Genomic DNA, 21,290 nt, shown 5'->3' with positions numbered 1-21,290 from the left:
GTACTCGTCGCTGACCGGCCGGCTGCTGGACGGCGAGAGGGTGATGGACGGCGGCTACTGGTACGACAACCTGCGCGCCACCGTGGAGTTCGAGCGGGCCACCCGGGCCGCGCTGGCCGACGGGCACAGCGTCTTCGTCGAGGTCAGCCCGCACCCGGTGCTGGCCCTGGGGCTGCAGGGCACCATCGAGGACGTCGGGGCGGAGGCCGCCGCGCTGGGCACCCTGCGCCGCGACGAGGGCGGCGTGGAGCGGCTGCTGGCCTCGCTGGCCGAGGCGCACTGCCACGGCGTCGCCGTCGACTGGGACACCGTCTTCGCGGGTACCGGCGCCCGCCGCACCGCCCTGCCCACCTACCCCTTCCAGCGCCGGCACTACTGGCCTGCCCCTCCGGCGCCCGGCACCTTCGTCCCCGCCCCCTCGTCCACGGAGTCCTCCGCCGAGCTGGACGACAGCCTGGACGAGGAGGAGACGGCCCGCGTCGGCCGCGAGTTCGCGGCCCAGCTGCGCGACGTCCCGGCTGCCGAACGGCACTGGTCGCTGCTCGGCATCGTGACGCAGCACGCCGCCGCGATCCTCGGCCACGAGTCCGCCGATGCCATCGAGACCGACACGAACTTCCTGGAGCAGGGTTTCGACTCCCTGACGGCGCTGCGGATGCGCAACACCCTCCAGAAGGCCCTGGGCGTCAGTCTGTCCGCGACCTTGTTGTTCGACCACCCCACACCGGTACGGCTGGCCAGGCACCTCGCCGCGCGTGTGCTGGGCGACGAGACGGAGGAGACCCCGGAGACAGGCGGCGCCGACAACCAGCTGCTGGGGCAGCTGTTCCGGCACAGCCGCGACATCGGCAGGCCCGCCGAGTACACGGAACTGCTGATCAACCTGGCGTCCTTCCGGCCGGCCTACGACGACCACACCACTCTGGACGTGCCCCACCGGGCCGTTCCTCTCGGCGGCCGCTCGGGCAGCGACGCGTCCGTGCTGGTCAGCTGCTGCACGATGTCGATGCTGTCGGGTGCCCACGAGTACGCCCGCCTGGCGTCCGGCTTCCGCGGCACCCGGGACGTCTACGCACTGCCCCACCCCGGCTTCACCGCGGGCCAGTCCCTCCCCACCGACCTCGGCACCCTGCTGCGCACGCACGCGGACACGGTGCTGCGGACCGTCGGCGACGCCCCGTTCGTCCTCACCGGCCACTCCGGTGGCGCCATGGTGGCCAACGTCCTGTCCCTGGAGCTGGCCCGCCAGGGCCGCCCTCCCGAGGCGGTCGTGCTGATGGACAGTTACCCCTTCGACAGCCCCGTGCTCGTCAACTGGATCCCGCAGATGCTCGACGGCATGGTCGAACGGGACACCGCCTACACCCCGATGGACGACTACCGCACCACCGCCTGGGCGGCGTATCTGCAGTTCTTCAGCGACTGGAAGGCACAGCACCTCGACGTCCCGACCCTGCTGGTCCGTGCGGACACCCCGCTCGGCACCATCCCCGAGGACGGCGACTGGCGCGCCCACTGGCCCCACCCGCACGACATCGTCGACGTCCCGGGTGACCACTTCACGATGCTGGGTGACCACTCGGAGGACGTGGCCAAGCGGATCCAGGAGTGGCTGGCCGACCAGGGACTGTGACGGCACTCCTTGCCGGGCCTCAGGGCGGGGCCCGGCTTCGGCTGCCTGCCGCGCAGTGCCGCCGTCACCGCCGTACGGGGCCGGGAAGGCCCTCCGCAGAAGCCACGCCCCGGCTCCTCCACCGTGATCAGGTTGGCTGCGCCGGCTCGGAGGCCGTGCGGTCACAGGTGCCGCGGACAGCGGGTTCGCCTTCACCCTGCTGGAGCACGGCTGCCTGAGGCATCATCCGGAGGAGCGGTGACGTGCGCGCACGGGGCATCGGCCACGGCACCGGGTTCCTCCCCGGACAGGACCTGTCCGGGGAGGCCTTTACCCACGGAACGGTCCGGCATGACATGACGGTGATGTGCGACGAGCCGCACTGCGATGCCGTACGCGTCTCCGGCCGTGGCCCCGAACGGCTGAGCATCGCCGCCGCTACGCGCGGCCGCCGGCCTCGAGGTGCGGTTCGCCCCGTTCCCCGCTGACCTTTCCGCCGACTTGACAAGGAGTGCGCGTGCGGCACCCACAAGGGCACCTGCAGGCATCATGTGCTCGTCGTCACCCGCGGCAACACCGGCGGACAGCTCGCCGCCGCCCTGCATGAGGGCAACGTCACCGCGAACGAGTCGGCGTCGACATCGACACTTTCACCAGGGCTGTCGCCCAACTGCCCTGGTGACGGCAGAGGATACTGCTCCGGGCGGGCAGGGCTGGTTTCTCCCACCAGTCGCTGGACCGGATCGCGAGCGCGGGCGGACGGGCCGGCCCCTACGTTCCGCCGGGATTACCCCATCGGCTGGGCCCTCGCCGAGCGCGAGCGGGCCGCATCGAGACCGCGGATCGCGAGAACCTGCGGCAGCCGGTCACCGGCGAGGGCGACCAGGTCCGCGGGAACACGTTCGTCGCCGGCATCGCCGACCTGCTCGGCGAACGGTACAAGTCTGTCCGCGTTCTCTTCCTTTGTGGGAATTGCGGAGCTCGATGGTCTCGAGCGCACCGGCCGTTCCTCGAGCGTTCGGTCGGCGCCGTCCCGGTATGCGCGGTCACGCCGACCCGACGGATTTCGTCGGCACAATGGCCCGAAACCCCTAGCGGGCCCGCAGGAAGCGATGGGCGCCCCCTAGACCGCGGGTGGGAAACAGTGGGGTCGGTCGGCGGATATACGGGGTGATGACTGCTTGACGGTACTGGACGGCTCCGGCGAGCATGGGTTTTGTCGATCATTCGTCGGCGTACCACTGACCGCGATGGCCAGGCGGAGAGTCTTGATCGGAACAACAATTCCCGGCCCGCTGACGGTGATCGGGAGGAGCCGTCTCCCGGTGGGCGGCACCGAGGCGCGCGCCATCCTCGCGCTGTCAGCCCTCGATGTCGGTCTGTCGTGCCCTACCGGGCCCCGGCCGACGAACTGCGGGAGGACGGTCCGCCGCACACCACCGAGAACACCCTGCAGGCCCACATCGCCCGGCTGCGCCGGCTGCTGGAGGACACCAGCCGTCCGGACGCGCCGCAGACGGTGAACCAGGGGTACCTGCTGGACTTGAGTCCCGACGTGATCGATGCAGAACGCTTCCACCGCCTCGCTTCCAGCGGCGCCCAGCGCGTCACCGACCACCCGCAGGTCCAGCGCCGGTACCGCGCAATCCTCGACCAGGACCCGGCGCTCACTGCGCCACTGTGCGCCGCTTAACGGCTGGAGGACCCACGATGCCACCGACCTTGTACGCGCTGAGCGATCTGCACATCAGCTATCACGAGAACCGCGAACTCGTCGAGCGTATCCGTCCCACCGACCCGAGCGACTGGCTCATCGTCGCCGGCGACGTCGGTGAGTTCTTCGCCGACATCGAATGGTGCCTCGGGCTGCTGCGGTCGCGGTTCGCCAAGGTCGTCTGGGCGCCCGGGAACCACGAGCTGTGGACGCACCCCGACGATCCCGTCCGGCTGCGCGGCGAGCACCGCTATCGCGAACTGGTGGAGATGTGCCGCCGCCTCGACGTTCTCACACCGGAGGACGAATACCCCCTGTGGACCGGACACGGCGGTCCACTCCTGATCGCGCCGCTGTTCGTGCTGTACGACTATTCCTTTCGGGCGCCCGGCACGCGCACGAAGGCCGAGTCGCTGGCCTACGCGTACTCCACCGGAGTCGTGTGCACCGACGAGCACCTGCTGCACCCCGACCCGTATCCGAGCCGTGAGGCATGGTGCTCGCAGCGCGTCCAGTACACCGAGCGTCGCCTCGCCGCGTGTGCGCCCGAGCAGTCCGTCGTCCTGGTCAACCACTACCCGCTCGTCCGGGACCCCATGGACGTCCTGCGGTACCCCGAGTTCGCGCAGTGGTGCGGCACCGAGCGCACAGCCTCGTGGCACCTGCGGTTCCGGGCCGCGACGGTCGTCTACGGACACTTGCACATACCCCGCAACATCACCCGGGACGGCGTGCTGTTCCAGGAGGTGTCGCTCGGATACCCACGTGAATGGAAAAGCCGCAGTACACCGCCGCCGGTGCTGCGCCCGGTGGTCCTGCCCGGGGTGACCGCGGGGTCGGCGGGCCGACCGGGAGGGACGCATGCTTGATCTTCTGCCTGACACAGTCGCGACCGCCGAGGAGTTCGGGGACCCGCCCGACGCCTACTTGTACCCGGAGGAAGCCGCCACGGTGGCGCGCGCCGTCGAAGGACGTCGGCGCGAGTTCGCCACCGGACGGCTCTGCATCCGCCGGGCACTCGGCCGCCTCGGCCTGCCTCCCGTCCCGGTCCTGCCGGGGGAGCGGGGTGCGCCGGTCTGGCCGGACGGCATCGTCGGCAGTCTCACACACTGCGCCGGCTACCGCGGCGCCGCAGTGGCCCGCCGCGATGACGTGCTGACCATCGGTATCGACGCCGAGCCGGACGCGCCGCTGCCCGACGGCATCGCCGAGGCGGTGGCGCTCGACGCCGAACTGAAGATGCTGGCCGCTTTGCCGGCGCACCCCGCCGCGCCCAACTGGGACCGGTTGTTGTTCAGCGCGAAGGAGTCAGTCTACAAGGCCTGGTACCCGGTGGCCCGCGTTTTCATCGGCTTCGACGCCGCCCGCATCGAGTTCGACCCGGACGCCGGAACGTTCCACGCCGAACTGCTCGTGCCCGGGCCGTTCAGCGAGTTCACCGGGTTGTGGCGTGTGCAGCGCGGCCTGCTCCTGACCGCGATCGTGGTCTGAGCGGGGTCTCCCGTGCCCACGCCGTACGGCCCCTGCTTTGCTAGCGTGGCTGCCATGTCGAGAGAGCTGCCCAAACTGCGGGCATCGCACGAGGACCGTGACCGCGTCGTGGACGTCCTGCGGATCGCCTGCGGCGACGGCCGACTCACCTACGAGGAGCTCGACACCCGGGTGGAGCGCGCGCTGACGGCCCGGACACAGGACGAGTTGGCCGTGCTGGTCGCCGACCTGCAGGCCGCGCCCGCGACGAAAGACGTCCTCGTGGTCGGACAACTCGGCGGCAAGTGGTCGCGGGCCGGACGCTGGACGGTGCCGGCCCGCATCAAGCTGCGAACGCAGATATGCCGGGTCACGCTCGACTTCACCGAAGCGGTCATCACTTCGAGGACTCTGCGCATCGACGCGAACATGCAGCACGGCAGGCTGGTCATCGTCGGCGCACCCGGCATCGAGATCGACACCGGCGGTCTCAACCTCATGTTCTCCAAGGTCAAGCTCCGTTCGGACAGCACCGCCGCCGACCCCCGGCTCCGCATCGAGATCGTCGGAACGCTCGAGCACGCGAAGGTCATCGAGCGCCATGAGCCCCGGCCGTCTCAGCGGGCGTTGAGTTTCTTCCCTCTCGGTTCGTGATCGCTCGTTCGCGGTACTGATTGCCGCACCGACCTGCCCACCTACCCCTTCCAGCGCCGGCACTACTGGCCCGCCCCCTCGTCCACGGAGTCCTCCGCCGAGCAGGGCGACAGCCTGGACGAGGAGGAGACGGACCGCGTCGGCCGCGAGTTCGCGGCCCAGCTGCGCCACGACACCGCGAAGGATGCCGAGTTGCTCGTGCTCCGGCATCAGAACGCCGTCCTGCGCCGGCAGTTGGCCGGCCCGGTCCGCTACGAGCCCGCGGATCGGTTCTGGCCGGCGGCACTGTCCAACCTGATACCCCGTCACCGCTGACAGGCAGTCTTCCCCGTCACGCCCGGCACGCTACTGGCCTGGCATCGCCGACTCATCGCAGCGAAGTGGGACTGCAGCACACGGCGCGCCCGCACCGGGCGCCCCCCGACCAGAGCGGCGCTCAAGAACCTCGTGCTACGACTCGCTCGGGAAAACGCGAGGTGGGGCCACCGGCGGATCCCGGGCGAGCTCGCTCGTCTCGGGCACCCGATCGCCGCAGCCACGGATGGGACTGCTGCAGGGTTGGGTGACACCTGACCTGGCCTGCTGAGAGGCGGCCGGAAGGATGTTGCAGTGCCCGAGCCGTATCCGAAGGAGTTCCGCGAGGACGTCGTGCGGGGCGCGCGCAACCGCGAGCCCGGCGTCACGCTGGAACAGATCGCCGCCGACTTCGGCGTCCACCCGATCACGCTCTCGAAGTGGTTGCGCCGCGCCGATGCCGACGAGGGCACCAGGCCCGCAACGACGTCGGGTGAGTCGGCCGAGCTGCGCGAGGCCCGCAAACGGATCCGGCTGCTGGAGCAGGAGAACGAGGTGCTCAGGAGGGCCGCGGCGTATCTGGCGCAGGCGAACCTGCCGGCAAAATGATGTACCCGCTCATCCGCGAGCCGGCCGCCGCCGATGCCCCTCACCGGGTGCCGGTGGCGGTGACGTGCCGGGTGCTCAAGCCGGCCCGCCGGCCCTACTACCGATGGCTGGCCTCACCGATCACCGATCACCGATTCCGAGCTGTCCGAGGCATACCGGGCCAACGCCCTGTTCGACGCGCACCGCGACGATCCCGAGTTCGGTCACCGGTTCCTCCTCGACGAGGCCCGGGTCGCCGGTGAGTCGATGGCCGGACGGACCGCCCGGCGGATCTGCCGGGACAACGGCTGGTGGAGCGCCTTCGGCAAGCAAAGGGGCCGCGGCAAGAACGCCAAGGCCGGGCCGCCGGTCCATGATGACCGGGTGCGGCGGGACTTCACCGCGGATGGGCCGAACCGGCTGTGGCTCACGGACATCACCGAGCACGCAACCGGCGAGGGCAAGCGGTATCTGTGCGCCGTCAAGGACGCCTTCTCGGGCCGCATCGTGGGCTGTTCCATCGACGCCCGGATGCAGGCCCGCCTCGCCGTGGCCGCGCTGGAGTCCGCCGTCGCCCGCCGCGGCCGGGTGGCCGGATGCGTGGTGCATTCGGACCGCTGCTCGCAGTTCCGGTCCCGGAAGTTCGTCGCCGCTCTCGTCCGCCACGGCATGATCGGCTCGATGGGCCGGGTCGGGGCGGCGGGTGACAACGCGGCCATGGGGAGCTTCTTCGCGCTGCTGCAGAAGAACATCCTCGACCGCCGCACCTGGGCCACCCGCCAGGAGCTGCGCATCGCGATCGTGACCTGGATCGAGCGCACCTACCACCGGCGCCGGCGTCAGAGACGTCTGACCCGTTTGACCCCCGTCGAGTACGAGACCATCATGGCCCCACCCGCAGCCCTGGCTGCATAGACCCCGCTGTCACCCGATCATGCAGCAGTCCCGATCGCCGAGATCGCCTGGGTGGTGGGGACCCCGTGGCAGGGAAGGGGCATCGCGGACGAAGCGGCCCGAGGACTCGTCGCCTGGCTCAGCCGGCAGCCGGCGCACACCGTCATCGCCCACATCCACCCCGACCACCGGGCCTCCGCCGCCGTCGCCACCGCAGCCGGGCTCACACCCACCGAAGAGTGGCACGGAGGCGAGCTCCGATGGCAGCGGAGCCTCGGGCGATGACTTCACCCATCCACAGGCCTTGACTATTACTCGGTATTGACAACGACTCAGAACCTGCACGTCAGCCCATCCTCATAATCGGGCGACAGAGTCCTGCGGAACCCGATCCAACGGCCTGACCCTGGGTGTCGGACCCACTTGACGGCTCGCCACCTAGTCGCGAGCGCGCGACCCTCACGCACAGGAGGATGAGTGGAATAGGAGTGAAGTCACTTATGAGCATGAACAGTTGATTTGTCTTTCATGCCGCTCCTGTAGGCCTTTCCTGCCTCCGCTGAAGGGCGCGACAGGCTGGGTGCGCACCCTCAAGAACACCCACCCGAGAGGCAAAAAGGAAGTAAAAACACCCTCTGACCTGCTGTTTCACGAATTCACTACCGAGGACACAGGGTGGGACACAGCGAGGGACACTGGGACACAGTCGCCCTTTCGGGGGTTTCCATGGTCGACGCCCATGAAGGAAACTGCAGCGTCCTCAGTGCCGCACCGACCGGCACGCAACCACTCCATTCGCCCGACACGACCGCGAAGCGAGCAGGCGTCGACACTCCTTCAACGGGAGGTGGCAACTCACTTGGACGCACTTCCGTGCGTCCCGCCCGAGGGGACACCGCGCCTCTGCTAGCGTGGCCTCGCCATCCAGCAGACCGGATGGCAGCCGGGCAGCCGCCCAGGAAGTTCGGCACCGAAGTGACCAGCCGTCGGGCAACGAAGGTTGACGGGCAAGCAGCCCTTCTCCCATGCAACCCGCTCCCATCGGCACTCACCGCAATCTGAGGGTCGCTGCAGTGCCAGCTGACGCGGGTGCGCGGTAGTCAAGTAGCATCTCGCCCAGAAGTAAGCAGGTACACAACTCACATGCCTCGCGAACTCGCTCCCGAGCAGACACAGGGGCTCGTCCCCTCCCCTTCAAGCGAAGCGCCTTCCGTTTCCGCACCGTTCCGATCCGAGCCGATGGCCTCACCGGCCCTCACAATCCCCTCGCACGTCGCCGAGGAAGTGGGGGAACTGGTCAACGAACTCCCGGAACCCCTGAAAACTTCTGTCCTTGCTGCCCTCAACACGCCCAACGGCGTGAAAATCACCATGGGCAACGCAAAGGGCGGAGTGATGAAGACGACCATGTCCGTCTACATCGCACTGATCCTGGCGCTCACCGGAGAACCCGTTCTCCTGGTGGACGCCGATGACACCAACAAAACGTGCCTCAAGTGGCAGGCAGCTGCCGGCGAAGACTGGCCGCCTCTCGTGACTGTCGTCGGCTACACGGGCTCGGCCATGGCCAAGCAGGTAACCGACCTCATGGCGAGGGGATTCAAGCACCTCATCATCGACGTCGGGCCCACCGACAAGGGCGTACTCAAGACGGCCTGGATGCTGACCAAGCGCGGGATCGTGCCCACGCAGCAGCACGTCGGCGACGTGGTTCAGCTGACCACGACGTTCGATCTCCTGGAGGAAATGGGGGAGCGTATCGACCTGTCGGTCATGCTCGCGAAGTCGTTCCCCAAGCGCAGCAGCTACGTCAACGCCCGTGAGTACATCCACGGCCTGATCAATGGCGAGAGCGCCGATCACCCGGATGGCCTACCTTCGGTCGGGCTCCTGGAAGGGACCGTCCCCCTCCTCGAAGGGATCGCGGACACCTGGGGATCCATTCCGGACGACTTCGGCTACTTCAGCTCTGTGCTCGCGGAAGTCCTCGGCGTGCCCGCTTCGGTCATCGCGGAGCGCGAAGCTGCATGGCTTCACGATGCGGTGGAGGTCCAGTAATGGCCGAACCCAAGGGCAAGGGAAAGACGCCCGCCCCGCGGAAGAGGGCCACCAAGGCCAGCGCTGCCTTCGGGAGGCTCAACCAGCTGTCAGCGTCTGGCGCGCTCTCAAAGATCAACAATGAGGGACCACAGCCAGCAGCGGCCTCTACTGCGCCGGACTCCGACGGTGCTTCGAAGACTGACGAGACGCCCGCTGCTGGGGTCACGGCAGAGGCCGCCCCTGCCTCGACGCCCACGGTCACAGTCGAGCCAACAGTCGAGCCAGCCGCGCCCCCTGCGCCGCAGCGTACGGAGAAGCCTGCAGCCGCGGCTGAGTCCTTGGCGCAGCCGGCCGCATCTCGAGCCTCCTCAGTCAGCACCGTGCCCGATGTCTCTGCCCCCAGCTCGAACGTCGGACACAACGACACCAGCGTCGATCCCGAATCGCCTGCGGAAGCAGTCCCCATCCCTTCGCAGGAACGTGATCATGTTGCGCAGAGGGTTGGAGCCCCCGCGATGGGCACCGCCCCTGAGCTTCCGAACCCCCTGATCCGCGGCCTCTCAGACCCTGCGCCGGGCCTTTCTGCGCCCACTGGGGAGGTGGCGGTTCGCCGGACGGCTGGGCCTGCCTTCCCCGCGTCCAGCGGCTATGCCGAGAGTAAGATGCTCGATGCTCTTCCGCCTCAGCTTGAGCAGAAGGTTCAGGGCCTGCCGGTGGCCTACTACGAGCTGGCCAAGAGCTACCGCCTGGCTCAGGCCACTCGAACGGGCAAGAAGAATGCGAAGCGCAACATCCGCCTCCACGATGAAGTCGCCACCGCGGTGAATCGCCAGATGGTCAGCGACAAGAGGATGCTCGGGCTCAGGAACCTCAAGCCGAGTCATTACGTCGATGCTGCCATCACCCTGGTGCGAGAGGTGCCTGTCGCCGACCTCATCAAGGCCGCGGACGACTTCCGCGACCAGCACCTGGGAGAGGAGGGAGGTTCCGCCTCGGCGAACCACTACAGCATCAGCACGAAGAATGACGAGTGGCTCGACGACATGATGGACGAACTCCTCCTGGCGAACACCACAGGTCTCCACGGCCACATGATCAACGTGATCGTGCAGTCGTTCCTCGCGCAACTGCAGGCTGAGGCGCCGGCCTGATGTGAGCCAGCCTGCGAAGGGGTGCGAGCCGAGCTGGCTCGCACCCCTTCTCCTTAACCATAGGTTCACATAAGCACAAGCTGGGACACGTAGCGGGACACGTAGCGGGACACAGGGACACGCGATGCCCTCGGACGCAGAAGAGTCGCCGGCCCAGCCGGGCGAGCCCCTTCGCGGACGCACCGCAGGCTTCGCTGAGTGCCGTATCGACCGCCAAACTGCACGACCCTCGTTCACTTCAAATGCCCTGGCGCTTCCTTCAGTTCTCTCGGACTCCCGTCCTCATCTTCACCCCTCAGCAGATAAAAGGCCGTCCTGGCTGCACTGTTGTCGGCGTCCAGCTCTGGCTGCTTCCCTGCCGGTGGGCCGCGACGTCACGCCTGCGACACGCGGGCCTTTCTGGGTTTGCATCAAAAGTGCGCGAGGGTCGTATGATTCGCAGCACGGCACGATAGTCTCGTGCTCACCACAGCTCTGTTCGGAAGGAGTTCCAGTGCCGCCTCGCAGGTCAGCCGTGCGACGAAACGGAACAGTGTCCCAGCGCACCGTGTCCGAGTGGTCGGGTGTCGGGGCGGGAACTCTCAAGAATCTGGCGCGGATCGGGCTCCTGCCGGAGGCTGACCAGCTTCGTCCTCACGACGTCGTGCTGGCGCAGGTTGCGGCAGCGCTCGGCGCCACGAGGTCCACGAACAGGGAAACACAGCAGGGCGAGCGCACCACCGCAGCGTTCCAACGTGACTGGGACGCTGTCCGGATAGTGATGGAACTGCTGGTCGCAGCATCCCAGCCCGAGGGCAAGGAAAAGATCCATCCCCGAACGCGGCTCGTGGCCTTCCCCGAGTCCGTCGCCCTGGCCCACCAGGACTACCAGCTGCTGCAGCTCAGCGAAGAGGCCCTCACCAGGGACCTGCCGTACCACGTTCTGCCCATTGGAGCCTGGCACGTCAAGCTGCAGCAACGGCTGGCGGACGAGTTCGACGAAGGAGCCGCCAAGGACGCCGCATAAAGAGAACGGCACCCACTGACCTGCCGCAAACAGGGTGGGTGCCGAACCGAAAAGGCTAAGTAGCCTCTCTCGCCACCTTCGAGGTTACCAGCCTCTAGCCGAGTCGTCTCCGCTGACAGGAGCCTCGGCTAGACGTGTCTCCCTTGTCGTGCCCATCGAAACTGGTAACCATGATCAAGTCCAGGTACACCGTGCCGACGGGGAAGGGGCCCGCAACCCCTTCCTCCAGCAGGCCGTTCCGTGACCTGTCTCAGTGCCTGCGGCCCGGCCGCAGGGCGCGTGACTCATCCGTTAGCCGGCAAGTTGTTTGTCCTGTCGGGGGCCTCCGGGGCCCAGGGCAACCACTCGGTCCTCAGGTTGTCGCTCTCTAGCGAACTTTCCTGGCACGCCCAAGTGCGCGTCCATCACGACCGTCACAGCAACGCTGGCCCAACGCCTACGCCACCGCACCGCCCGCCCAGCACACGGAGGTGATGCCTTCCCCAACTGAATAAGTCGTCTCTGGCTGCGAGATCAGCAGGCCAGACGGCGATGGATGTTTCCCTCTTTCCCCTCGACGGGAGCAGATCATAGCTGCCAGCCAAGGGGCCGGTCTTCTATTGCCCGCGAACGGCGCGTCCCCCTCATCAGAAGACCTGGCCCAACGAACCAGTGTCCACGCCTCCACGGCGTGCTCATCCACCGCCCTCCTCGACCAGTTGAGGCGGCATCGCAGCTTCAGGGTGCCCTTGCGGGTGCTGCTGTCCTCTCCCATGCCCGCAACGGAATGGCGCCCATCACGCGCCGGTCTCTATCCCCAGGGTCGATCTTGCAGGTTGACCGGAACGCGAAGAGCCCGGGACTACCGATCCCGGGCCGTTCGCACTGCGCGAGGAAAGAGGGGGTCGGTCATCAGATAGCCACCTGATTACCAGCGTCACCGGGTCTGCCTCTCGTGCTTGCCCTAGCCAGATCGGACCGCGGTGACGGTGCCCCTTTCCCTCCTCGATTATGGAGCAGGTCATCACTGTCCGTACGAGGGCTGGCTCAGTCATGCCGAAAACGGCTGATCGGGCGGCTCGTTCCAAGCGTTCTGGTACCTCTCCGCGTCACCGTGGGTGGCGGGGACGAGTGATTGAAGAAGCCGGGCCGACCCCGGAGACGGGCCCTGGTGATCCGCTGGACCTGGGCCGCGGCATGCGCACGAGGTTGCAGGCCGCGCTGGATGCGCTGCTGAGCGACCGTGCTGTGCGTGGGCGGCAGGATGCCGAGCGGCTGGCCACCGTGGTGCTGCTGGCCAAGGCCCCGGTGGGTTCCTCGACGCTGCTGCTCCGGGCGGGGGAGATGGCCCGGTGGCTGGGCTTCTCCGAGTCGTACGTCGACCACCGGGTACTGCCGGCGCTGCGTGCGTCAGGGGCGGTCGAGACCTCGGTGAAGAAGAATTCCGAGGGATACGTCAGCGGGTTGGAGTGGGAGTTGCTCCCGCTGACGACGGCGCTCGACGGCCGGGGAAGCCCGCTGGTGCTGAACAAGTCGGAGGCGGCGACGCTTCTGCGGTTGTGCGAGCGCCTGTTCGGTCCGGGATGGGCGCCGGTGGACAAGCCGGCAACGCCGGCCGGGCTGCTGGGTGGACGGCGGGGGAGGGGAGCGGCGACAGCGCGCCTGGCGCTGCTTCATCTGGCGTTGCAAGCCCGGGCTGACGGGAGCGTTCGCCTGGTGGGCGGCGCTGTCAAGCAGGGCCACCGGCGGGCTGGTGCGACGGTGGGGCGGCTGCTTGGTTGCCCTGTCGAGGATGCCGAGCAGGTGCTGAACGACCTGGTTGCCGAGGGCGTGGTCGAGGTGCACGCGTCGTCGCCGGGATCGGGCGCGGGTGAACGGCTGGTGATCCCTGCGGTCGCGGCCGCCCATAGGCGGGCGCGGGGCTCGGAGTTGTCGCTGGTCGGGAGCGGGCCGGGGGAGGGTGCTCATGAGGGGGCCTCGGATGCTTCCGGCTGTGCGGTGTGTGGTGCCGCCGAAGGCACGTCGTCCGAGGCCCCGCAGACCGTGCTGAAGGATGACGGCTGGGTCCAGGAGGGCTTCGACGTCGTCGATGGGGGCTTTTCTCGAAGTGCGGTTGGTGCACTCAGGGATCAGGACCCGCTCGCAGCGGGTCAAATCCACGCTGATATGCCCTCTGACCAGGGCAAACGTTCTCCGTTGGAGGGAGGACGCGAAGCGGCCGCCGGTGCACTACAACACGCCACCCACGCTCCGGTGGTTGAGACAAGCGGTTCTTTCTCGCTCTCTCGTGGGTTTTCCGGCGAAGCCGATCGTGACTGCGGTGGTCTGCCGGAGCGCGCGGGCGCGGGCGAGGACCAGCCGGGTCCCGACACGGTCGTCGAAGAGACGGACCTCGGGGGCGAAGGCGGCCCGCTTCGCGGGGAACAGCAGGAAGAAGTCCGTGGTGAGCTGGGCCTGCCGGCGACACAGGAGCGGGCATCGGTGGCTGGGCCTGCGGTGTTCGTCCGGCCTGCGTCGCTGCCGGCGGGACTGGAGGTGGTGCTGGCCCCGGTGCGCAGCGTCTGGGAGCGGATCGCCCGGGTGAGTACGCGGCGGCATGTCGCCGCAGTGGTCCGGGTCCGGCTCGGTGCTCTGCAGGGCATTGTCGGGTCCGAGCACGCCGAGGAAATCCTGGCCGAGAGGCTGGAGCGACGGCTCGAGCAGCAGACGGGCCGGCCGGTCAGCGATCCGGTGGGCTGGCTACTGGGCCGCGGTCTGCCGCAGCGGCAGTGGTGCTGGTCGCAGATGTGCGACGAGGGCCGGCGGATGGACACCGGTGGCGAGTGTCCCAGCTGCCAGGTCCTGGCCGGGGACAGACGGGCGTTGCACACCCGGATCACTGCCGAGGTCGAGCAGGAGATGCCTGGTGCGGCTGCGCAGGCGGTGAGGGCGGAGGTCGAGAAGCGGCTGCATGCGGCGGTGATGTCCGAGGCCGCTGCGCAGGCGGTGCGTCGGAAGCGGCAGTTGGCCGAGCGGCAGGCCCGGGAGCAGGTGATCGCCCAGCGCCGGGCGGAGTTCGCCGCGACCGAAGAAGCCCGCTGCGCTGCGTCGTGTGCCGACTGCGGGATGCCGGATGCCGCCGGGCTGTGTCCGGTGTGCACCTGGCGCCAGGCGGCCGAACGAGCCTTGGCCGAGGCGGTGGATCTGGCTGTCATGGCCCGCGTCGACCTCACGGACCCGGCTGTCGTCGCCGAGGCGACCGCACGGTGCGCGGCCGACACCCAGGCCCTGCTGGAGCAGCAGCTCGACCGGCTGCGTGCCGAGGGGGCCGAGGAGGTGGCCCTGGGCTTCGTGGCCCGCGAGATCGCCGAGAAGATCCGCGACCAGCGGCGGGAGAGCCTGCACAGCAGGCTGATGCGTTCTACTGAGGCCCAGGCGGAGGCCGACAGGGCGTACGCGACCGAGCTCCGGGCCCACCGGCATCCCGGCCGGGCACTGGCGGAGGCGGCGGCCGAGCGGGCGGCGGACGAGGCCCTGCTGCGTGCGGTAGAGGTCCTGCGCGCCGAGCGTGTCCGGCAGTTGCAGGCCGTCCGTGGTGAGCGGTCGGCAGGTCCAGCGTCCACCGACTGGCAGAACCGGTTTGGCCGGCTCGTCGCCCAGGAACTCGCCGAGGAGGGCATGACCGAGGCCGGCGTGCCGATGGCGGAGGCGGTGAACGCCGCATGAAGCCGGTGGCCATCCCACCGACTTCGGCACGGGTGGCTCGACCCGGTCCGCCTGGGCCCGCTGTACGGCACCGGGGCGTGGTGTCCCCCGGTTCGACCGGGGGAGATGCCGTGACCGCGACGACGAGGACCCGGGCTTCACGTCCGGTGCTGCCGGTGTGGCAGCGGCACCCCATCAGCGAGCGGTCGCTGCGGCTGCTGCTGGAGGGCGACACCGAGGGCCGCTACGCGGGGCGGGACGGGGCCGATTCCAGCTACCGGCTCACGATGGCGCTCGCCGTCGCGTGCTCGCAGCCCGGCCGGGAGTGGTCACCAGCCGACTTCCACCAGTCGCTGATCTACACCCCGACCCGCGGCGGCTGGTGGGCGCGCAAGCTGCGCGAGCTCAAGGGCACCGAGTACGCCGAGCACAAGCTCACCTGCATGCTGGACAAGGCCCGGGCGTTCATCGCCCGTAACGGCGTTGTCACGTTGGCTGACCGGCCTGGGATGATCTTGGAGTTGATCCTGCTGGACAGGGGGATCGCTCGTGTCATCCGCGTCGCCGTCGTACCAGGGGCACCGGTACCCGGTGGAGAACATCGCCCACTGTGTGGCGGTACTTCCGCTTCCCGCTCGGCTTCCGCGAGGTCGAGGAGCTGATGCTCCAGCGCGGCGTGCTCGTCTCCCACGAGACCGTCCGCCGCTGGTGCGCCACGTCCGGGCAGGTCTATGCGAACGGACTGCGCCGCCGCCGGCCGCGGCCCGGGGATACATGGCACCTGGACGAGGTCTTCGTGAAGATCAACGGCGAGCTGAAGTACCGGTGACGGGCCGTCGACCAGGACGGCAACATTCTCGACATCCTCGTGCAGAACCGGCGGGACACCGCCGCCACCTGATGACAGCCTCCGGTCACCGAGCCGAGATGACCACCCGCTTCGCGATCTGGGACCAGATCACCGGCGCTGCCAACCTGCCCACCACGGCCTGACGAAAGGCCCCGGCCGCGGGCCCACCACGCCCCGACCCACCATCAGACAGCCACGCACCCAACAACGTGACAACGCCACGCTCCGTGCTCCCCTGCTTCCACGGACCGCATCACCCCGTCCTGGGCCGCCCCGAGCGAAACGGAGACCCTGGAGTACGATTCCCGTTCGATTGGCCGTACGGCTCTGGGGGGGACGGGTCTTGAGCGCCCGACTGAGAGAAACCGCAGCGCAGTTGGCAGAGATGCTCTGGCGCCGGCACACCGTGTACCGGGACCGGGCCGGGGGTGTGGTCATCCGCGGAGAGCATGTGCAGCGCTGGATCAGTCTGGCCCCCTCGGGTCGCAGGGACGAGATCCTGCTCCGGGCGGGCCGGATCCTCGACGGCGGCACCACCGCTCCGGCGCGTTCGGAGACTCTCGTACCGCTCGGTGCCGGCACCGGCGAGCTCGCCACGGCCTGCCGCCGCCTGCTCGCCGAGACCGCCGCCGACGCCGCACCGCCCGCCCCGGCGGCACCCGGCCGGACCCAGCGGCCCGGGAAGCCGCAACGGCCCGGGCACAGGGGGAAGCGGATGAGCCTCGTCTCCTGGATGGTCCTCGCCTGTGTGGTCGGCGTCGTCGCCCTGTACGCCTACAGCACGGCGACGACCGGCACGCGCTGAGGAAGACCCGCAGGCCCAGGGGTCCGTCCGCCTGGCCCGGGAACACTCCGCCCACGAGACGCCCGGCTGCGATGTGTCGGGTTCGTGTCAGTGGAGCGGTCGGCAGCCGCTGTCGGCTACTTTCGGCTGCTTTCGTCGTCTTTTCGCTGGTCACGGTGGGCGCGAGTGACTTTCCGCTGCTGACACGGGGACTGGGGCTCACTGTCACGGCGCGGTATATCCCAGGGTGGTGCACCGACACGAGGCCGAGACATCGCGGATACGGCTTTTCGAGACCTCAGCGGCACCGCACGATACGGCGCGGTCCACTGCTCAATGCCCAGCAGTCCCTGGCGGTTGCCTTGGTGATGCCCCCCATCGCGCAGGCATACGCGAGGAGGTTGGCGTCGTAGGGGAAGGTGATGCCGGGTTGCTGCCAGAAGCGGTAGAGCCAGTGCTCCGGCGGAGCATCCGCGAGCGGGGTCAGAGAACCCACCTCCTCATGCCGTACTACGGCGCCGTCGCGGTAGAGCGTGCCGGAGGTGCCGCCCTTGGGGTTGAAAAAGAGGCTGTAGGTGGTGGCCGGCGCCATTCTGCGGGCCAGTTCGTCGTCGTCCAGCTCATTCGAGAAGGGCTGGCTGACGATGCAGCCCAGCGCGGTGCCGGTGACGCCCACCGCATAGTTCCCGCCGGCGTCGAACAGGTCCCTCTGGTTCATCTCGGAGTCCTGCTGGAATACGGGGCACTCCGCGGGATCGGCACCGAGCCGGCGGATGACCTCATCCTCACCGAGGACATCGGTGAAGGTCACGCCCAGGCCTTCGGTATGGATCTTCTCTGCCGAGAAGACGCCGATCAGCCGGTCCGCTCGTGCCTGCTCGGCCCGTTGCGCAGCCGTCAACGGCACTGCCCCGGGCGTGCCTGCTACCAAGGGTGCAAGGTCCGTCGTCAGGGCGAGCCGCCCCGGTGTCCACTCAGCCACGCCCGGCCGCCACGCATCGGCTCCCGACTCCAGCAGCAGCTGGACGGTCTTTTCCTGCAGGTGCTCGACTGCCCACCACAAAGGCGTACGCCCCAGTTCATCGGGTATGTCCACCTCCCGCGTGTAGGCGAGCATCGCGGTCACCGCCTCAGTGGCGCCCGCCGCTGCCGCCAGATGCAGGGGGGTCTCCTCGAATGCCCCGTAGCGGGCGGTCGGAGACTCCCCTCCCGCAAGCCGCGCCCGGACAGATGCCAGATCGTTCCAGTCCTGGAGATGCCAGAAGTCTCTCGTACTCATCTCGTGATCATCGCAAACAGCACTGACAGCGACTGTGAGGTGTCGGGTTCGCGTCAGTGGAGTGGCCGGCAGTTGCCGGCGGCTGCTTTCCGCCGTCTTTTCGCTGGTCACCGTGGAGGCGGGTGACGGTCCGCCGCTGGTACGGGGATGACACGGGCATCGGATTTCCCTGTCATGAGGCGATAGGTCCCCAGGTGGTCTGCCGGTATGCAGCCGAGAGATCGCAGCCGGTGATCCGGCGCAGGGCCGGCCGCTACGACACCCCCCGGGAGCCGGTCCCGCAGCTGAACCGTGGGCCCGGGCCGGACCCGCAGTCCTCAAGTCGCCGATGCCCCTTGCCCGCCTCGGAAGCAGGAACGACGCCCACGTGCCACGATCGCCTCATGGAACCTGCCGAAGCAGACACCGGGCTTCCTCGTGGCATGGGAGCGCCGGCGACTCGCGCTCTCGCAGCCGCGGGATACACCGATCTCAGCCGACCCGCCGGCGTGTCCGAGGAGGAACTCAAGGCCCAGCAGCGCCAGCCGCGGTTCTCCACTCCCATGGTGATGATCAGCGAGCGTCCCGCCGAGGCAGAGGACCGGGCCGTGTCCGGCCACTAGGAGGGCGACCTCATCATCGGCCAGGACGGAGCCTCCGCCATCGGCACCCTCGTCGAACGGGCCACCCGCTACGTCATGCTGCTGCACCTGCCCGACGGTCGCAGCGCCGAGCACGTCCGCGACGCCCTGACGGACACCGTCCAGACGCTGCCCACCCACCTGGTGCGCTCGCTGACCTGGGACCAGGGCGCGGAGATGGCCGCGCACGGCGCCTTCACCGTCGCCACCGACATCCCGGTCTACTTCTGTGACCCGGCCAGCCCCTGGCAGCGCGGCTCGAACGAGAACACGAACGGCCTGCTGCGGCAGTACTTCCCAAGGGCACCGACCTGTCGATCCACACCCGCGAGCACCTGGACGCAGTCGCCGCCGAACTCAACGGCCGCCCACGCAAACCGCTCGGCTGGGAAACCCCAGCCGAGCGCCTGCATAAACTGCTCGCGGCCTGATCAACACAACCACGTGTTGCGACGACTCCTAGAAAGCGCCGTGGGCCCGAAGGCCTTGGGTGTGCTTCGCGAGGCCCTGGCGGAGCGCGGCCTCAGCCTGAGCTGACGGAAGCGCCCTCCAACGTGCCGCGTCCCTGCACGTCAAACCGCTGCACGGTGAGCGCTTCAGTCGGCGAGTCACGCCAGGTGTAGCGCTCGGTCACAGCCGTGCTGCAGGCGTTCACCCGCCCCTTACCGAAGTCGGCCGGTGCGCAGATGCGGTACCTGGTCAGGCAGCTCAAGGGCACCCGCACCGTGGCCGACGAGTTCGGCGTCTCCCAGCGCACCGTGGAGCGGTACGTGAAAGACCAGATCCGCCGACCCCGCGCCGACCCCGCCCGGCGCCTTCAGGACGCGGTGCGCGCCTGTTGGCAGCCCCGCATCCGCGCCCAGGCCCGCCGCCGGGCCGCCACCACCGGAGGCATCGTCATCGACACCCGCGCCCGGTTCGGCTTCACCGCCGCGCCCGGCACCACCGACGACGCCCGCCTCCGCCACCTCACCCTCACCCTCGCCCTGCCCCCGCACCACGCGGCCCGCCTGTTCGACGCCCAGGACACCGGCGCCGGCGAACAGCAGCTGCGCATCCTCGCCGGGGAAGCTCTGGGCGAGGTCTCCTTCCGAGACGGCGGCCGCCGCGCCACCGCCCGCTGCCTTCTCGCGGCACATGTCGCAACCACTATGCGCCACCGAAACCCGGTGGCTATTCTGCAGTCATGTCTGTCACCACGATGACCCTGCGCGTTCCGGATGAGCTTGCTCCCTCGATCCGGGCTGCCGCTTCCGAGGCCGGCCTGTCCGTGAACGCGTACGTGGTGCGCGCCGCCCGCCGCGCCGCCACCCTCGATGCCGCGAAGCAGCTCGCCACGCTCGGCCTCGGCGACGACCTGGCGGGCGAGGGCGACACCCTGTGAACCGTGGTGAGATCTGGTCGCTTCCCGACGGCCGCAACGTCCTGATCATCAGCCTGACCGGCCTCGAAGAGGCCTACGGTGCGGTCCTCGTGATCGTGCTGCACGACAGCGGCCGCTACCCCGACACCGCCATGTCCGTGGTCATCGGCGACCCACTCCCGTGCACCGCCGTCGCCGTCAACATCGCACAGTTGCGTGTTGACCGGTTCGACGGCGCGAAGCTCCTCGGCCCGGTCGACGCCGCGGCCATGGCCCGCGTGGACGCCGCCCTGCGCGCCGTCCAGGACCTATAGCCCCCACGGCTGGCCCGCAGCCGTCAGGCCGACGCCCACTCCAGCCCGAGGCCAGCCAGCGCCCTGCCCAACAGACTGCACCCGCACGGCGGTCGGGGCGCGTCCGGCGACGGCTGCGCCCCTGTTGTCGTGCGGGTGCGGTACCGCGGTTCCAGCTTTCTGGAACCGCGGTACGTGATCCGCCTACGCCCATTCCATGCCCAGCTCCGCCGGCGCGGCCCGCTGCTCCGCGGTGTGCCCTGGGCGCTACTGTGCGGCCCGTTCCGCCCGGCGCCGGGCACGGCGCATCCGCGCGGAAAAAAGGGGCGGGAAGTGTCGTGGCACACTGTGGCGTTCCGGCTCGGTGATCAGCACCGGACGGGCACGGCAGGGGCGGGACATTGAGACGTACGGTGGTGGGCACGATCGCGGCGGCGCTGTTCTTGGCGGGCTGCGCGGGCACCAACGAGGCAGCCAGGACGACGAAATCAGCGTCCCCCGCCGCCTCGGAGAAGTCGCCGTCGGCGGCCTCAAGGACCCTGGATCAAGTCCTGAGCGATCTCCACCTGGCGTCGCGGGATGCGGGGGAGTACCGCGTGCGCATCCTCGCGGACGAGGACCGCGTGACACAGCAGCTCCCCCTCTGCCAGGCGGACGGGGTGGTATGGACGCGCACGGTGCCTGGCCGTGCCGAAACTTTGAAGATCACCGATCAGTTGCGCCTCAAAGGGTGGGTGATCGATGACCAGGGCCTCATCGAGGCCACGTCGGGAACGTGGACCATCATGTTCCGCCCTGCGCCGCTGCCCAAGGAGCTCGTGGCGAAAGCCGGTCCGAACAAAGGCCTGATCCAAGTCGGGGTTCTCGGGAAGTGTTACCGGCCCTGACCGGCCGTCCTGCGGCCCGGGTGCTTGCCAGGGTGGGCTTGATCCGCTTTGACGGACATCGAAGATCAGGGGCTTCGGCCCCGGAAGGATGATGTCCATCATGGAGAGCATGGGGAAGAAGAAGCCGC

The 21,290-nt window shown here is 68.9% G+C and carries 15 protein-coding genes and 5 pseudogenes; 19 read left to right on the top strand and 1 reads right to left on the bottom strand.

Annotated features, from left to right (window positions below):
* The 14 genes and pseudogenes from AB0I73_RS35480 to AB0I73_RS35415 form a co-directional block, all read left to right on the top strand.
* A partial coding sequence (locus tag AB0I73_RS35480; RefSeq protein ID WP_363044449.1) for a thioesterase domain-containing protein occupies window positions 1-1,633 on the top strand: 1,633 nt, incomplete at its 5' end.
* Between the two features lie 1,363 nt (window positions 1,634-2,996).
* Window positions 2,997-3,305: a helix-turn-helix domain-containing protein gene (locus AB0I73_RS35475; protein WP_363044447.1), complete on the top strand. Its 309-nt coding sequence runs from the start codon at window positions 2,997-2,999 to the stop codon at window positions 3,303-3,305.
* 17 nt (window positions 3,306-3,322) lie between these two features.
* Window positions 3,323-4,195 carry a metallophosphoesterase gene (locus tag AB0I73_RS35470; RefSeq protein ID WP_363044445.1) on the top strand — a complete coding sequence of 291 codons (873 nt, stop codon included), beginning with the start codon at window positions 3,323-3,325 and terminating at the stop codon, window positions 4,193-4,195.
* Window positions 4,188-4,817: a 4'-phosphopantetheinyl transferase superfamily protein gene (locus AB0I73_RS35465; protein WP_363044443.1), complete on the top strand. Its 630-nt coding sequence runs from the start codon at window positions 4,188-4,190 to the stop codon at window positions 4,815-4,817. Before AB0I73_RS35470 ends, AB0I73_RS35465 begins: the two co-directional genes overlap by 8 nt.
* 54 nt (window positions 4,818-4,871) lie before the next feature.
* Complete coding sequence (locus AB0I73_RS35460; RefSeq protein WP_363044441.1) at window positions 4,872-5,450, top strand: DUF1707 domain-containing protein; 579 nt, start codon at window positions 4,872-4,874, stop codon at window positions 5,448-5,450.
* A 162-nt stretch (window positions 5,451-5,612) separates the two neighbouring features.
* Window positions 5,613-6,011 (top strand): annotated as a pseudogene (locus AB0I73_RS35455) (integrase); the annotation flags it as partial.
* Between the two features lie 48 nt (window positions 6,012-6,059).
* Window positions 6,060-7,247 (top strand): annotated as a pseudogene (locus AB0I73_RS35450) (IS3 family transposase).
* Window positions 7,248-7,280: 33 nt separating this feature from the next.
* Window positions 7,281-7,511 (top strand): annotated as a pseudogene (locus AB0I73_RS35445) (GNAT family N-acetyltransferase); the annotation flags it as partial.
* Between the two features lie 858 nt (window positions 7,512-8,369).
* Window positions 8,370-9,284 (top strand): AAA family ATPase, encoded by a 915-nt coding sequence (locus AB0I73_RS35440; protein ID WP_363044439.1) that lies wholly within the window; start codon window positions 8,370-8,372, stop codon window positions 9,282-9,284.
* Window positions 9,284-10,417: a hypothetical protein gene (locus tag AB0I73_RS35435; RefSeq protein WP_363044437.1), complete on the top strand. Its 1,134-nt coding sequence runs from the start codon at window positions 9,284-9,286 to the stop codon at window positions 10,415-10,417. Before AB0I73_RS35440 ends, AB0I73_RS35435 begins: the two co-directional genes overlap by 1 nt.
* Window positions 10,418-10,949: 532 nt before the next feature.
* A complete protein-coding gene (locus AB0I73_RS35430; RefSeq protein WP_363044435.1) occupies window positions 10,950-11,423 on the top strand; it encodes a hypothetical protein in 474 nt (157 codons plus the stop codon).
* 1,110 nt (window positions 11,424-12,533) lie between these two features.
* Complete coding sequence (locus AB0I73_RS35425) at window positions 12,534-15,107, top strand: hypothetical protein (RefSeq protein ID WP_363044433.1); 2,574 nt, start codon at window positions 12,534-12,536, stop codon at window positions 15,105-15,107.
* A 528-nt stretch (window positions 15,108-15,635) separates the two neighbouring features.
* Window positions 15,636-16,079, top strand: a pseudogene (locus tag AB0I73_RS35420) (DDE-type integrase/transposase/recombinase).
* A 242-nt stretch (window positions 16,080-16,321) separates the two neighbouring features.
* A complete protein-coding gene (locus AB0I73_RS35415) occupies window positions 16,322-16,741 on the top strand; it encodes a hypothetical protein (protein WP_363044453.1) in 420 nt (139 codons plus the stop codon).
* 277 nt (window positions 16,742-17,018) lie between these two features.
* Here the strand turns inward: AB0I73_RS35415 and AB0I73_RS35410 are convergent, their stop codons facing one another.
* Window positions 17,019-17,999 carry an ankyrin repeat domain-containing protein gene (locus tag AB0I73_RS35410; protein WP_363044431.1) on the bottom strand — a complete coding sequence of 327 codons (981 nt, stop codon included), beginning with the start codon at window positions 17,997-17,999 and terminating at the stop codon, window positions 17,019-17,021.
* A gap of 530 nt (window positions 18,000-18,529) precedes the next feature.
* On the opposite strand from AB0I73_RS35410, the pseudogene AB0I73_RS35405 reads away from it, so the two are divergent.
* The 5 genes and pseudogenes from AB0I73_RS35405 to AB0I73_RS35385 form a co-directional block, all read left to right on the top strand.
* Window positions 18,530-19,050, top strand: a pseudogene (locus AB0I73_RS35405) (IS30 family transposase); the annotation flags it as partial.
* Window positions 19,051-19,305: 255 nt separating this feature from the next.
* Window positions 19,306-19,824, top strand: coding sequence for an XRE family transcriptional regulator (locus AB0I73_RS35400; RefSeq protein ID WP_363044451.1), 519 nt, complete (start codon window positions 19,306-19,308; stop codon window positions 19,822-19,824).
* On the top strand, window positions 19,806-20,003 hold the full coding sequence (locus tag AB0I73_RS35395; protein WP_363044429.1) for a toxin-antitoxin system HicB family antitoxin: 198 nt from the start codon (window positions 19,806-19,808) through the stop codon (window positions 20,001-20,003). The genes AB0I73_RS35400 and AB0I73_RS35395 overlap by 19 nt, the downstream gene beginning before the upstream one ends.
* Complete coding sequence (locus AB0I73_RS35390) at window positions 20,000-20,296, top strand: hypothetical protein (protein WP_191889225.1); 297 nt, start codon at window positions 20,000-20,002, stop codon at window positions 20,294-20,296. Before AB0I73_RS35395 ends, AB0I73_RS35390 begins: the two co-directional genes overlap by 4 nt.
* Before the next feature lie 392 nt (window positions 20,297-20,688).
* Entirely contained in the window at window positions 20,689-21,162 is a 474-nt protein-coding gene (locus tag AB0I73_RS35385) for a hypothetical protein (RefSeq protein ID WP_363044427.1), read from the top strand.
* Window positions 21,163-21,290 lie beyond the last annotated feature (128 nt).

Origin of the sequence: Streptomyces sp. NPDC050388 (assembly GCF_040655635.1) — a bacterium.
Lineage (GTDB): Bacteria > Actinomycetota > Actinomycetes > Streptomycetales > Streptomycetaceae > Streptomyces.
Note: the sequence above shows the minus strand (reverse complement) of the source record. Positions and strands in the feature narration are given on the sequence as shown.